This is a genomic window from Polynucleobacter sp. AP-Ainpum-60-G11 (assembly GCF_018688375.1).
Classification (GTDB): Bacteria; Pseudomonadota; Gammaproteobacteria; order Burkholderiales; family Burkholderiaceae; genus Polynucleobacter.
Genome location: NZ_CP061318.1, coordinates 121,335 through 134,856, shown reverse-complemented (window position 1 = coordinate 134,856; position 13,522 = coordinate 121,335). Strand labels below are relative to the sequence as shown.

Here is a 13,522-nt window from a genome sequence, read left to right as displayed (position 1 = left end):
TTAAGATCTTTATGAGCGATATCCTCGACAAAATTGTTGCCACCAAAAAAATTGAGGTTGTTGCTGATTCAAAAAAAATCTCTTTGGCCAATCAACGCGATCAGGCTGAAGAAAATAATCGTGTTGCACTGTTAAAGCCCAGGGGCTTTATTCAATCTATCGAAAATAAGATTACGGCAGGTAAGGCTGGTGTGATTACTGAGATTAAGAAAGCGAGTCCTAGTAAAGGTATCTTGCGAGAAAACTTTCAGCCAGCTGAGATTGCTCAATCTTATGAAAAAAATGGTGCAGCCTGCTTATCCGTTCTCACGGATAAAGATTATTTCCAGGGGGCGAATGCTTACCTTCAAGCTGCAAGAGCTGCGTGCAGCATTCCAGTTTTACGTAAAGACTTTACGATCGACCCTTATCAAGTCTACGAAGCAAGAGCAATCGGTGCCGATGCTATTTTGCTCATTGTTGCCTGCTTAGAACTCAATCAAATGAAAGAGTTGGAAGCTTGTGCGCATGAGCTGGGCTTAGATGTTCTGGTTGAGGTTCATAACGCTCCCGAGTTGGAGCAAGCCCTCGAATTAAAAACTCCCCTGCTCGGAATCAATAATCGCAATCTGAAAACGTTTGAGGTGACTCTTCAAACCACGCTCTCACTGCTGTCAATGGTTCCAGCGGGAAAAACTCTGGTTACCGAGTCCGGCATTATGAATCGCACTGATGTGCAACTGATGCGTGATCACCAGATCAACGCATTCTTGATTGGCGAAGCATTTATGCGCGCCAATGATCCCGGCGCGGCTTTACGTCAACTGTTTCTGTAAAAATTAAGTCATCACACTGGAAGCTTAAGCAACCTCAAATGGGCATAAAAAAATATTTTTATTTCAGGCTGGATTACATACTTAGGAAACTTAAAATCCTGCGAATTGCCAAAAACAAAACATTCTCAAATGATTGTGAAAAAATAAGCGTCTTGGGAAATAGCGCTATTTCTATTGGGCGCTTCTCATATGGATTTGAAAACATCAGCATAAAGCAATGGGGTGAAGGGGCACCATTAGCCATAGGTTCTTTTTGCTCAATAGCCACAGATGTTAGTATTTTCTTGGGGGGGAATCACAGAACAGACTGGGTGACTACATTTCCATTTGGGCATATCTATCAAAGTGAGCTTGGCGGCGATTCTATAAAAGGCCACCCATCAACAAAAGGCGGCGTAACGATTGGGAATGACGTTTGGATTGGATCTGGCGTTACCATTCTGTCTGGGGTTTCTATCGGGGATGGCGCCGTTCTATCAGCCAATTCCACTATTGCAAAGAATGTCATGCCATATGAAATAGTTGGGGGGAATCCTGCGCGATCCATTAAGCAACGCTTTGATCAGGATGTAATTAATCTGCTTTTAAAGCTTAAGTGGTGGGAATTGCCGCTAGACTCCATTAAAGAGATTGAGACGATTCTCTGCTCACCACCAAACAAAAATATTTTGATTGGCCTGATCGATTTATATCGCCCAAGCCAACTTTATAGTTAGACCAGCTTAGAGGGCTTCATTAAATCTAGGCCGTATTTAATTAGACCAATAAGTAGTGCGGTGCCGAGCTCGTCCCCAATTAGCATCACCAGGAAGTGATTAAAACTTTCAGTTTTATCAAGTCCTCGCACAGCAAACCACCACTGATGTAGGCCTGCACTGAAAAGCGCATAAATCAAAATACATGCCAATAACTTTGGCAAACTCAGGCTACTTAGATCTAGTGCAATTTTGACATTCGTCAAAACAAATATTCTGGCAAAGTAAGGGGCGAATCCTTAAATTAAACCAACGCCGATGCAGGTAGTTAAGTCTTGAGGAAAATCGCCCAGATAGCAAGGTCAGAAATAATCTTAGGCCGGCGGGAAGATAGATCCAATTTACTCTCAAGCCATATGTCAAATTAGTCACAAACCATGCGTCGATACAAAATAAAAAATTGTGTATGCTAGCGCACTAATCAAAAAGCGTAAAATCCGCTCTGGGAGTATTTTTTTCATGACTATCAGCATGGTTATTTATTTTGTATTGACCCCATAGTACCAGTCCATATATTAGGGAATAAACTAACACTAACCCTTAAGCTAATAGCCTATAATTACATCGATAACGAGACATGTCCACCACCAAATCTTCTTGCTACATTCGTTTTTTAAATCTCATTGATGCTCTAGATCGCATCAATTCCGGCAAGAAACTCGGCTACATTGAAGAAAATCTTCTAGATAAAATTATTTTGAGCTTTGATGCTAAGCAATCTATTTTGGTGGGAGACCTGATTTCTCTCTCTGAGCTTGGCTCCCAGGCAACCCTGCATGGACGACTGAAGAATCTCAGCGCCATGGGTTACATCAAGATGGTCGAAAATGAAGATGGTCGAAAAAAGGAAGTGGTTCCCAGCAAGATTGCTATCAAGCGCTATGAAGAGATCTCTAAGTGTTTAGCAAAGGCCGTCAAAGAAAGTTAAGCACTTTAAACAAAGCAAAAAGCCCTTACAAGTAAGGGCTTTTTCATTTGGTAATGCTGGTTTAAACGTTAAAGAGGAAGTTCAAGACGTCACCATCTTTAACGACATACTCTTTGCCTTCAGCCCGCATTTTGCCAGCCTCTTTGGCACCAGACTCGCCCTTGAATTGAATGAAATCTTCAAATGCAATAGTTTGGGCACGAATAAAGCCACGCTCAAAGTCTGTATGAATCACCCCGGCAGCCTGTGGAGCAGTATCGCCCTGATGAATTGTCCAGGCGCGAACCTCTTTAACACCGGCCGTAAAGTAAGTCTGCAAGCCTAATAACTTATACCCTGCACGAATCACACGATCTAATCCAGACTCTTCCATGCCGAGGTCTGCCAAGAACTCAACCTTGTCGGCATCATCTAAATCAGCAATCTCGGCCTCGATAGCTGCACATACCGCAACCACTGGAGCACCCTCTTTAGCTGCATGCTGAATCACTGCCTCTAAATGCGGATTATTGTCAAAGCCATCTTCTTTGACGTTGGCGATATACATCGCTGGTTTTGCTGTGATCAGACACAAAGGCTTTAAAAGTAGATTTTCTTCGTCAGTCAGTTTCAGGCTACGTACTGGCTGAGCTTGATCTAAATGGGCCTGTACCTTAGTTAGCACAGCCACCAAAGCTGCCGCCTCTTTATCATTGCCTGACTTAGCTGCCTTGCTAGAGCGCTGCAGAGTTTTTTCCACGGTGCTTAAGTCAGATAAGGCCAGCTCGGTATCAATCACCGCGATATCGGAGATCGGGTCGATCTTGCCTGCTACGTGAATCACGTTCGCATCCTCAAAACAGCGCACCACATGGGTAATGGCATCAGTTTCGCGAATATTCGCTAAAAATTGATTTCCAAGACCCTCACCTTTAGATGCTCCAGCCACCAAACCCGCAATATCGACAAACTCGACGGCTGCAGGCAGGATGCGCTCAGGCTTCACGATTTCAGCCAAAGCGGCTAGACGGGGGTCAGGAACCTCGACCACGCCCACATTAGGCTCGATCGTGCAGAAAGGATAGTTTTCTGCCGCGATTCCAGCTTTGGTAAGCGCGTTAAAGAGGGTAGATTTGCCGACGTTAGGCAGGCCGACGATGCCACATTTCAAAGACATAGCCGTATTGTAAAGGGCTAGTTTCGATATCATCGAGATATGTCAGAAGTTCTCCAAAATAACTCAGCTAAATTGCCCAAAAATACCTCCCAAATGCGGACAATCGATGTCGCTGTAGTGGGTGGAGGTATAGCGGGTAAGGCCTGCGCCTTAGGTCTAGCGCAGCTTGGTCTGCAAACCATTCAAATTGCACCTGACTTAGGGCAAGCCGTTCCCGCTCCTCAGGGGGAGCAGTGGGGGCAACGCATTTACGCTTTCTCTCCCAGCACCCAAAAGCTATTAGCCCATCTTCAGATTTGGGATGCGGTTGATCACAGTCGTATGCAACCCGTTCGAGATATGCGAATTTTTGGCGATCGTGGAGAAAAACATGACCAGTTGCATCTGTCTGCTTTTGAAGCGGGGACACCTCAGTTAGCCTGGATTGGCGAATCGAATGTGATTGAACACACCCTAGATCAAGCCTCACGCTTCCAAAATAAATTAGAGCGCATCAATGACGCTGTAGAAAGTATTCAGGTGGATTCAGATGGAGCCACCCTCCATCTTGCAAATGGATCCACCTTACGCGCCCAACTCGTCATTGCCGCTGATGGTGCTAATTCACCCATACGCGCTGAGTTAGGTATTTCTACAAAAGAAGAAAGTTATTCACAAAGTGCCGTAGTGGCTAATTGGATTTGCAGTAACGCACATCTAGAAACCGCCTACCAATGGTTTTTGCCGGGCGGCGATATCGTTGCAATGTTGCCATTACCAAATAAACAAGTCTCGATGGTGTGGTCAACTTCACCAGAAAATGCTGCAGAACTTTTAAAGCTAGATCAAGCAGCATGGACGGAAAAGTTTTCCTCCATTGCCAACGGGGAAATAGTGAAGCAACTGGGATCACTTGCGCTCAATTCAACACCAGCCGCCTTTCCTCTCAGAAGAATTCGTGCGAGTCGTTTTATCGGACCCGATGAGAACCCCAAAGTAGCGCTCATTGGAGATGCCGCACATGTGATGCATCCACTAGCAGGGCAGGGTTTGAACCTGGGATTACGGGACGTAGCAACACTATTAAATATTTTAGGCAAACGAGAATCTTTCCGCCTACCAAACGACAAAGTACTGCTGCGTCGTTATGAGCGTCAGCGTCAAGGCGACACTAGCGCGCTACTCTGGGTGACGGACAAACTCAAGAAGTTATTTTCAGCCAGCAGCGGCACAGAGAAACAATTGCGCAATTGGGGCCTAGGCCTCGTCAATCGTAGTCACTTTATTAAACGGCGCCTAATTGAACGCGCCCTTGGAGATGCTGATTTTGAATAAATTAATTTCTATTATTACTTTAGCTTGCTCTCTCACTTTAGTAGCCGGGATGGTTAACGCGCAATCGGAACAACAGGTTCGTACTGAATTGCAAAAAAAGATTGGCGCCAATGCCAAAATTAAAAGTGTTTCCCTATCACCTATTCCCGGCATATACGAAGTACTGGTGGGAAATGATGTGTTTTACACCGATGCGAGCAGCAAATATTTAATCCAGGGTGAAATCATTGAGATCGCTACAGGAAAAAATATTACCGAACAAAAACAAGCGGACTTGAATCGCATTAAATGGTCTGAACTCGTTCCAGCGAATGCGTTAAAAGCAGTACGTGGTAATGGCAGTCGACAGCTGGCTATTTTCTCCGATCCCAATTGCGGTTACTGCAAGCGCCTTGAGAAATCACTTCAACAATTAGACAACGTCACTATCTATACCTATCTCATTCCGATTTTGTCGCCAGACTCCGCGCAGAAGTCCAAACAAATTTGGTGTTCCGCTGACCCTCAGAAGGCCTACATTGATTGGATGATCAATGGCATTGTGCCGAGTGGAAAAAGTGACTGTGCCACTCCTTTAGATAAGAATATGACCTTTGCTAAGACCTACGGCATTACTGGCACTCCTACTATTTTCTTTACTGATGGCAGCCGCTTTCCAGGTGCCGTTCAAATCACTGATATTGAAAAGAAATTTAGTAGTCTGAAGTAATAGGTCGAGCTTATGAACAAATTAGATACCTCTGATCTACCAGTAATCCAATACACCATTTGGGCGGCAGATCTGCATGGTCACCGCTTTCACGTGAAATTACGTATTGAGAACCCATTGCCAAATGGGCAGATTCTGCAAATGCCTGCCTGGATTCCAGGTAGCTATTTAATTCGCGACTTTAGTAAGCAAATTGAAACGATTGAAGCGTTTTCGATTGATAACCCGCACGAAGCACTGCAGTTAGAAAGAATCGACAACGATCAGTGGCGCCTGCCCAAGGTAGCTGGTGCAGTAGAAATTCTCATAACGGTATATGCATTTGATACTTCTGTACGCGCAGCTTATCTCGATACTGAACGTGCGTTTATTAATCCAAGTAGTTTATGTTTGGCAGTCAAAGGTCAAGAGTCTTTGCCATGTGCCTTAGTATTGATTCCACCTAAAGATACTTGTGCGAATTCTTGGACTGTTCAGACAGGTTTGCAGCCAGCCAAAGTGGATAGTCAAGGTTATGGTTTTTATCTCGCCAAAAATTATGACGATCTACTGGATCATCCGATTGCGATGGGTGAGTTTCAAATTTCCCACTGGAAATCCAATGGCGTGTCGCACAGCATGGCGATTCAGGGCTGCATTCATGAAATTGATCTTGAGCGTTTAGCAACAGATCTGCAAGCTATCTGCTCTTGCACAATCAATCTCTTTGAGCCTAAGATAAAGAAGGCGCCTTTCCAGAATTATTTATTTTTGGTCAATGCGGTTCTTTCTGGATATGGCGGACTTGAACATCGCAACAGTACTGCACTGCTGTGCCGTCGTGATCAGATTCCTCAAGTCAAAACTCCTTTGGATGAAGCATCCTATCGTGAGTTTTTAGGTCTTTGTAGTCATGAGTATTTTCATGCTTGGCTAGTCAAACGGATTCAGCCCAAAGCATTTCAGCCTTATGAACTCGATCGCAGAAACCATACCCGCTTACTGTGGCTATTTGAAGGCTTTACGAGTTACTACGATGATCTGCAATTATTCCGCAGCAAACGCATCGATCTCAAAACCTACCTCAAGCTAGTCGCTAATAATTGGAATGGTATTTTGCGTGGGCCGGGTCGACTAAAGCAAAGCCTGGCGGATAGCTCTTTTGATGCCTGGACTAAGTATTACCAAGCGGACGAGAACACTCCGAACGCAGTTGTCAGCTATTACGGGAAAGGTGCATTGCTCGCCTTAGGTTTAGATCTTAAGATTCGCGCATTCACCAACAACCGTCAATCGCTAGATGATTTGATGCGCCTCATCTGGCAAACCCATGGTGTCACGCTTGATGGAATTGCCGAAGATGGTCTCGATAACTTAATGCAAATACTTCTGGGTACAGGATTTAATAAAACTTGGAATGAATTTCAATCCCGCTACATTTTTGGCGCTGAAGATATTCCCATTCAGAAATGGATTGATTCCCAAACTATTTCAGTGAAACAAAAAACCCATTCCAAGCTTGAGCAAATTAAATTGCAACTTGGGCTGCGTCATACCGAAGTAGCCGGCTGGCTAAAGGTAACCCATGTACTCGACGGTGGTGCCGCGCAATTGGCTGGTCTAGCTACCGGAGATCTCCTAGCTAGCATCAATGGTGAGCGCGTTACTGCTGCTCGATGGGATAAGGTCTTATCCAGCCTGATATCAGGACAAGTAATTCAGATTTGTTTTTACCGAGATGATCTAGAACATGAATGCATGACTTTTCTTGAGGGTGATCAAATCCCAACTCAGTACACACTCACTCCAGCTGAGTAATGCATTCGTTTTCTGCTGCTGATATTCCTGAGGACTGGCGCGCCCTGCTCGGTGATTATTTCGAATCTCCTGAGTGGCAACAACTACAGACCAATCTCAGGGCTGAATTAAACAATGACGCAGCAAAGATTTGCCCTGAACCTCGGAATTTCTTCAAAGCGCTGACATTAACCCCGCTTACCAAGGCCAAGGTCGTCATTTTGGGACAGGATCCCTACCACTCTCCTGGGCTGGCTCAAGGTCTAGCTTTTTCCATCCCGAGTGATATTCCGACGAATTCTCGGCAATTTCCCAGCTCTTTACGCAATATCAGTAAAGCACTGGCACTGGAGGGGTTTGGCGCCCTTCCTAATGGCGATCTTCATGCCTGGGCTGAACAAGGCGTCCTACTTATCAATACTGCTCTCAGTGTCAAATTGGGTGAGGCTGGTAGCCATACCAATCTGGGCTGGAAGTCTCTGATCGATAGACTGATTAGCGCCTTAGCTCTCCAAAAGCCCCATTTAGTCTGGATGCTGTGGGGTGGTCATGCCCAATCCAAGTTACCTATGATTGAGGCGGCTCCGAACCAATTGATTCTGGAATCCTCCCACCCCTCTGGGCTTGGCGTCTATAAAACGGATCGACCCTTCCTGGAGCTGGGTGGGATTGCAAGTTGTGGGCATTTCACTAAGGCTAATGAATGGTTAGTGGAGCACCACGAAACCCCCATTCGCTGGACTATCCCAAGCGGGCAAAACACCAGCGCGGCCCCTCAGGCCAAACTATTTAACTAGTTATTTACTGCCGCATAGAGGCAGCCTACAAGGCACGAGGCGGCTATGGCGCTTAGCCACTCGAGCATCTGTCCAGACTGAAAGAAGCCTGTAAATTGCCCTACATAGGAGCTCGCTAAGGCAGACAAGAAGCCTATTAAGGCAGCCATGAGGAATCCCTTGATTTTGGGCCTAGCTTTACGCTCTCCCGGGTAAAAAGCTAAGGCGAATACGCCAGTTAAACCACCAATCACCAGAAAAGCTAAAAACCCCATTGCTACCCCCATTATTGCTGCCATCAAATCTATAATCACCATTATGAAGTTGTTGACACTCGGCATCAATCATCACACAGCGCCGGTCGCCATTCGGGAAAAGGTCGCCTTTGACCCTGAATTTCTTCAAGAAGCGTTGCACGATCTTCGCCAACATCTCGTTGGCGCGAATCAGGCCGGCCTGCCGGAAGCCACAATTTTGTCTACCTGCAATCGCACAGAAGTGTACTGCGCTGCTAACGATGCAGATGCAGCCAGTCTCTTGCATGAGGCCACTTTTGATTGGTTAGCAAAAACTCAACAGGTTGCTCCCAGCAGTTTAGAACCACACATTTACTCGCTACCGCAATCAGATGCGGTACGTCATGCCTTTAGAGTTGCCTGTGGATTGGATTCTATGGTGATTGGTGAAACCCAAATCTTAGGGCAGATGAAAGATGCTGTGCGCACTGCAAATGACGCAGGCGTCTTGGGTACTTATCTCAACCAACTCTTTCAGAAAACCTTTGCCGTTGCAAAAGAAGTTCGTGGCTCTACCGAGATTGGTGCTCATTCGATTTCGATGGCGGCTGCGTCCGTTCGACTAGCTGAACGTATTTTTGAAAGTATTGCAGAACAACGTGTTCTGTTTATCGGCGCTGGTGACATGATCACTTTGTGCGCAACCCATTTCGTTGCACGCAAACCTAAGGCTGTTGCCATTGCCAATCGCACCATCGAGCGCGGACAAGAATTAGCGGACTCGATATCGATTCAAGATGTTGAAGCAGAGTCATTTAAATTATCCGAGCTTCCCTCGCGTCTTCATGAATTCGACATCATTGTTTCAAGCACCGCATCCTCACTGCCGATCATTGGCTTGGGCATGGTAGAGAGCGCACTAAAGCAGCGCCGCCATAAACCGATGGTGATGATTGACTTGGCAGTACCCCGTGACTTTGAACCTGAAATATCAAGACTTGATGATGTATATCTCTATACGGTAGATGATTTAGGTGCGATGATTCAAACAGGCGCTTCTTTGCGTCAAGCCGCTGTAAGTCAAGCCGAAGCAATCATTGAAGATCGCGTTGGTAATTTCATGCACTGGATGCAGAGCCGTAAAACTGTTCCACTCATTCAAGATATCCAGCAACAAGGTGAACACCTAAGGCAGTTGGAGTTGGATCGGGCCATGAAACGATTAATGCGCGGCGAAGATCCCCAAGAGGTTCTCAATGCAATGGCCCAAGGCTTAACCAATAAGTTCTTGCATGGTTCATTGCATGCCTTACAACACTCGAATGGCGCTGAGCGTGACGCCCTGATTAAGTTGCTTCCTAAATTATTCGCCTCGCACTCCAAGCCAGAAGATCATTAGATGAAGCCCAGCATGCGGGCTAAGCTAGACCACCTAGACACACGCTTAGCCGAACTTAACTCCCTATTAACCACCGAAGAGTCCACTAAAGATATGGACAACTACCGGAAGCTCACGCGCGAGCATTCAGATATTGCGATGGTGGTTGAGCAATTTGGCTTATACAAACAAGCTGAGGCAGATGCTCAAGCCGCCGAAGAGATGCGCAAAGATCCTGAGATGAGGGACTTTGCCGACGAAGAACAAAAGCAAGCGCAAGCCACCATGGAAGAGCTTGAGGGTGTGCTTCAAAAACTACTATTACCTAAAGATGTGAACGATGAGCGTAACGTCTTCTTAGAAATTCGTGCAGGTACAGGTGGTGATGAGAGCGCACTATTTGCTGGTGACTTACTGAGGATGTATACGCGCTTTGCTGAGCGACAGGGTTGGAGAGTAGAAGTAGTGAATGCTGCCGAATCAGACCTGGGTGGATATAAAGAAGTTGTTCTTCGCCTAGTTGGTCAGTCTGTCTACTCACGCCTCAAATTTGAATCAGGTGGTCACCGCGTGCAACGTGTACCTCAAACAGAAACTCAGGGCCGTATTCATACTTCGGCCTGCACGGTAGCAGTGATGCCTGAAGCCGATGAATTGGAGGCTGTAAAGATTAATCCTGCTGAACTACGTATTGATACTTTTAGAGCATCTGGTGCTGGTGGTCAGCATATTAATAAAACAGACTCTGCGGTACGCATCACACATCTACCAAGTGGAACGGTAGTGGAGTGTCAAGATGATCGCAGTCAACATCGTAATCGAGAGCAGGCAATGAAGGTGCTGGTCTCACGCATCATGGATGCAAGAGAACGTGAAAAGCATCAGCTAGAAGCCCAAACCAGAAAATCTCTCATTGGCTCTGGTGATCGCAGCGATCGTATTCGGACGTATAACTTTCCGCAGGGGCGCATTACAGATCACCGCATTAACCTCACGCTCTACAAGATTGATGCCATGATGGATGGGGATTTAGACGACCTGTGCAATGCTTTGGCATCAGAACACCAGGCTGAACTTCTTGCAGCACTTGGTGACAATTAATACAAGCAGGATGAGTGGAAGTCACTCCTTGCGCGCATTAATTAGCAACTGCGTATTGCCAGCCAATGAGGCGCGCATACTGCTCGCCCATGTATTAGAGAAACACTATCAACTCCCACGCTCTGCCCTCCTATCGCACGACGATATGAGCCTGAATGAGCAAGCTTTTCAAGAATGGGAAAGCCTAGCATCCAGAAGATTACATGGTGAGCCCATTGCATATATCTTGGGCAAGAAAGGCTTTCACAATATTGAGTTACAAGTGGGGCCTGGGGCGCTGATTCCCCGCCCAGAAACTGAACTTCTCGTAGAGATTGCTCTTGCTGAAATCACTAAACTCAATAAACCCGCAAGAGTATTGGACTTGGGTACGGGCTCGGGCGCCATTGCGCTTTCCATCGCAAGTGCAGCTCCATTGGTCTCGGTTGTTGCAACAGATCAATCCACAGAGGCTTTGGCAATTGCAATAAAAAACACTGAATCGTTAAATTTGACAAAGCAAATCCAGTTTTTACAAGGTAGCTGGTATGAGGTATTAATTCAGCAGAGCCAATTTGATGTGATAGTGAGTAATCCGCCGTATATTGCCAATCAAGACCCCCATCTCTCCCAAGGGGATCTCCGATTTGAGCCTAAATCTGCCCTTACGGATTACGCTAGTGGGCTGAATTGCCTAGAAATCATTATTGCCGGAGCAGATCAGCACCTGAAAGCTGGTGGCTTGATTGCCGTCGAGCATGGCTTTGATCAATCAGAAACGGTGGTGGAACTCATGAAAGAGGCGGGCCTAGTAGACGTGCAAGTTCATCAGGATTTAGCTGGTCACAGTCGCGCAGCATCTAGCAGAAAAAGCCTTTAAAAACCCCAGCGAGAAATTAACCCTTTTCTCCGGATAGCCTTAAAATTACTCTTATTGTTAGTTGCAGCTCAAGATCACCTTACAGCATCAATTTAGGAAAAAATTATGGATACCCAAGCAAGAATTCAAGAAATCGTTAGCAGTCATCCTGTTGTATTGTTTATGAAGGGTAATGCCCAGTTTCCTCAGTGCGGCTTTTCCGGAAATGCGGTCAATATTTTGCGCACCTGTGGCGTAGATAAACTTCATACGATAAACGTATTGGAAGACGCAGAAATTCGTCAAGGCATTAAAGAATTTGCTAATTGGCCAACTATTCCTCAGCTTTATATCAATGGTGAATTTATTGGCGGCTCTGACATCATGACTGAAATGTTTCAAAGTGGCGAATTACAAAAGTTAGTTCAATCCTAAGATTCATCCGATTCCATAGGCTGAATTTGTGACTTTTGACTTAAGCTCTCTGCTTCTATTTGGCCTGCCATTGGGTTTATGTGCAGGCCTTTTGGTATATGCACTGAATTTGCGCTCCGCTCTCAGTCGTGCTGAGCAACAGAATCAAACTGATACTGTATTAGCCACCAGCCTTCGCGCAGAGCGTGATCAGGCACTGCAAAATGCTATCCGCCTTGAAGCGGCACTAGATTCTGAGCGTAAGCAGGGCTTGGGAAGAATTGAGTCGCTCAATGAAGCTAAAGAGGCATTGACTAGTCAATTCAAAAATCTAGCCAACGAAATATTGGAAGATAAATCGAAACGCTTTACTGAACAGAATGTTGCTAATCTAGACGCCTTACTCAAGCCCTTACAAACCAAGCTTTTAGAATTTAAAGAGCAAGTCAATACTTCTTATAGCAATGAAGCGCGCGAGCGCTTTGCGCTTAAAAGCGAGATCGAGCGTCTTGCCAATCTCAATCTGCGCATGTCTGATGAGACTCGCTCGCTAACTCAGGCACTCAAAGGTGACCCCAAGGTGCAGGGCAATTGGGGTGAGTTAGTTCTAGAGTCCATTCTCGAGTCTTCGGGCCTAAGAAAAGGTGAAGAGTATTTGGTTCAAGATAGCCACACCCAGACCGATGGCTCACGTTTGCAACCAGACGTAGTTGTTAAGTTGCCAGAGGGTAGAAGTCTCGTTGTTGATAGCAAAGTATCGATTACTGCTTACTCAAGGCACGCAGAAGCATCCGATCCAGTCATTGCCGAGCAGGAATTGGCTGCGCACATTCAGTCTCTGCGCCAACATATTCAAGGCTTATCAAGCAAAAACTATAGCTCTTTATATGGAATTGGTTCTGTAGATTTTGTATTGATGTTTGTACCCATTGAGCCCGCGTTCCTATTGGCGCTGAAAACTGCACCCAATCTTTATCAAGAAGCATTGACAAAGAATATTGTGCTCGTATGCCCAAGCACTCTAATGGCTACGCTGAGAACTGTTGCGCATCTCTGGCGTCAGGATCACCAAAATCGCAATGCCTTAGAGATTGCAAAACAATGTGGCACCCTCTACGATAAGTTCGTCGGTTTTGTGGACGACCTTGAAAAACTAGGTCAACGCTTAGATCAAGCTCAAACAAGTTATCACGATGCCTTCAATAAACTCAAGTCAGGCAAAGGCAATCTCATTCGTACTGCCGAGAAGGTGCGTGAGCTAGGTGTTAAGCCTAGTAAAAATATCTCTGCACCCCTGATTGAATCGTCAACAGACACAGAATAAAC

The 13,522-nt window shown here is 45.8% G+C and carries 14 protein-coding genes; 12 read left to right on the top strand and 2 right to left on the bottom strand.

The annotated features are described in order from the left end of the window. Positions 1–11: 11 nt before the first annotated feature. From trpC to FD971_RS00760, 3 genes are all read left to right on the top strand, one after another. Positions 12–815, top strand: coding sequence for an indole-3-glycerol phosphate synthase TrpC (gene trpC / locus FD971_RS00770; RefSeq protein ID WP_215334220.1), 804 nt, complete (start codon positions 12–14; stop codon positions 813–815). A gap of 38 nt (positions 816–853) precedes the next feature. Continuing rightward, positions 854–1,531, top strand: a complete 678-nt coding sequence (locus FD971_RS00765) for a CatB-related O-acetyltransferase (RefSeq protein WP_215334219.1) — start codon at positions 854–856, stop codon at positions 1,529–1,531. A gap of 616 nt (positions 1,532–2,147) precedes the next feature. Further along, positions 2,148–2,498, top strand: a complete 351-nt coding sequence (locus FD971_RS00760) for a hypothetical protein (RefSeq protein WP_215334218.1) — start codon at positions 2,148–2,150, stop codon at positions 2,496–2,498. Between the two features lie 61 nt (positions 2,499–2,559). Here FD971_RS00760 and ychF read toward each other — a convergent pair whose 3' ends face one another. Continuing rightward, complete coding sequence (gene ychF, locus FD971_RS00755) at positions 2,560–3,654, bottom strand: redox-regulated ATPase YchF (protein ID WP_215334217.1); 1,095 nt, start codon at positions 3,652–3,654, stop codon at positions 2,560–2,562. Between the two features lie 39 nt (positions 3,655–3,693). Here ychF and FD971_RS00750 point away from each other — a divergent pair, with 39 nt between their 5' ends. From FD971_RS00750 to FD971_RS00735, 4 genes are read left to right on the top strand one after another with little or no spacing between them, the layout of a single operon-like run. Then, positions 3,694–4,968, top strand: a complete 1,275-nt coding sequence (locus FD971_RS00750; RefSeq protein WP_215334216.1) for an FAD-dependent monooxygenase — start codon at positions 3,694–3,696, stop codon at positions 4,966–4,968. 49 nt (positions 4,969–5,017) lie between these two features. Further along, entirely contained in the window at positions 5,018–5,677 is a 660-nt protein-coding gene (locus tag FD971_RS00745) for a DsbC family protein (RefSeq protein WP_215334215.1), read from the top strand. A gap of 12 nt (positions 5,678–5,689) precedes the next feature. After that, entirely contained in the window at positions 5,690–7,474 is a 1,785-nt protein-coding gene (locus tag FD971_RS00740) for a M61 family metallopeptidase (protein ID WP_215334214.1), read from the top strand. Continuing rightward, the gene (locus FD971_RS00735) at positions 7,474–8,250 is read left to right on the top strand and encodes a uracil-DNA glycosylase (RefSeq protein WP_215334213.1); all 777 of its coding nucleotides are present in this window, start codon (positions 7,474–7,476) and stop codon (positions 8,248–8,250) included. Before FD971_RS00740 ends, FD971_RS00735 begins: the two co-directional genes overlap by 1 nt. Here FD971_RS00735 and FD971_RS00730 read toward each other — a convergent pair. Next, on the bottom strand, positions 8,247–8,546 hold the full coding sequence (locus tag FD971_RS00730) for a hypothetical protein (protein WP_251368638.1): 300 nt from the start codon (positions 8,544–8,546) through the stop codon (positions 8,247–8,249). The two genes, FD971_RS00735 and FD971_RS00730, sit on opposite strands and share 4 nt — an antisense overlap. A gap of 1 nt (position 8,547) precedes the next feature. On the opposite strand from FD971_RS00730, the gene hemA reads away from it, so the two are divergent. The 5 genes from hemA (at position 8,548) to rmuC (ending at position 13,520) form a co-directional block, all read left to right on the top strand. Next, the gene (hemA, locus tag FD971_RS00725; RefSeq protein ID WP_215334212.1) at positions 8,548–9,864 is read left to right on the top strand and encodes a glutamyl-tRNA reductase; all 1,317 of its coding nucleotides are present in this window, start codon (positions 8,548–8,550) and stop codon (positions 9,862–9,864) included. Continuing rightward, positions 9,865–10,944 (top strand): peptide chain release factor 1, encoded by a 1,080-nt coding sequence (prfA, locus tag FD971_RS00720; RefSeq protein WP_215334211.1) that lies wholly within the window; start codon positions 9,865–9,867, stop codon positions 10,942–10,944. Positions 10,945–10,954: 10 nt separating this feature from the next. Further along, positions 10,955–11,803, top strand: coding sequence for a peptide chain release factor N(5)-glutamine methyltransferase (gene prmC / locus FD971_RS00715; RefSeq protein WP_215334210.1), 849 nt, complete (start codon positions 10,955–10,957; stop codon positions 11,801–11,803). A 105-nt stretch (positions 11,804–11,908) separates the two neighbouring features. Further along, the gene (gene grxD / locus FD971_RS00710; RefSeq protein WP_215334209.1) at positions 11,909–12,217 is read left to right on the top strand and encodes a Grx4 family monothiol glutaredoxin; all 309 of its coding nucleotides are present in this window, start codon (positions 11,909–11,911) and stop codon (positions 12,215–12,217) included. A gap of 28 nt (positions 12,218–12,245) precedes the next feature. After that, positions 12,246–13,520 (top strand): DNA recombination protein RmuC, encoded by a 1,275-nt coding sequence (gene rmuC / locus FD971_RS00705; RefSeq protein ID WP_215334208.1) that lies wholly within the window; start codon positions 12,246–12,248, stop codon positions 13,518–13,520. Positions 13,521–13,522: the final 2 nt, after the last annotated feature.

Excerpts from the sequence above, each read along its gene's own strand:
- grxD (WP_215334209.1), top strand. The coding sequence starts at position 11,909 with ATGGATACCCAAGCAAGAATTCAAGAAATCGTTAGCAGTCATCCTGTT.
- FD971_RS00730 (WP_251368638.1), bottom strand. The coding sequence starts at position 8,546 with ATGGTGATTATAGATTTGATGGCAGCAATAATGGGGGTAGCAATGGGG.
- FD971_RS00750 (WP_215334216.1), top strand. The coding sequence starts at position 3,694 with ATGTCAGAAGTTCTCCAAAATAACTCAGCTAAATTGCCCAAAAATACC.
- prfA (WP_215334211.1), top strand. The coding sequence starts at position 9,865 with ATGAAGCCCAGCATGCGGGCTAAGCTAGACCACCTAGACACACGCTTA.
- FD971_RS00745 (WP_215334215.1), top strand. The coding sequence starts at position 5,018 with ATGGTTAACGCGCAATCGGAACAACAGGTTCGTACTGAATTGCAAAAA.
- FD971_RS00740 (WP_215334214.1), top strand. The coding sequence starts at position 5,690 with ATGAACAAATTAGATACCTCTGATCTACCAGTAATCCAATACACCATT.
- hemA (WP_215334212.1), top strand. The coding sequence starts at position 8,548 with ATGAAGTTGTTGACACTCGGCATCAATCATCACACAGCGCCGGTCGCC.
- trpC (WP_215334220.1), top strand. The coding sequence starts at position 12 with ATGAGCGATATCCTCGACAAAATTGTTGCCACCAAAAAAATTGAGGTT.
- FD971_RS00760 (WP_215334218.1), top strand. The coding sequence starts at position 2,148 with ATGTCCACCACCAAATCTTCTTGCTACATTCGTTTTTTAAATCTCATT.
- FD971_RS00735 (WP_215334213.1), top strand. The coding sequence starts at position 7,474 with ATGCATTCGTTTTCTGCTGCTGATATTCCTGAGGACTGGCGCGCCCTG.
- ychF (WP_215334217.1), bottom strand. The coding sequence starts at position 3,654 with ATGTCTTTGAAATGTGGCATCGTCGGCCTGCCTAACGTCGGCAAATCT.
- prmC (WP_215334210.1), top strand. The coding sequence starts at position 10,955 with ATGAGTGGAAGTCACTCCTTGCGCGCATTAATTAGCAACTGCGTATTG.
- FD971_RS00765 (WP_215334219.1), top strand. The coding sequence starts at position 854 with ATGGGCATAAAAAAATATTTTTATTTCAGGCTGGATTACATACTTAGG.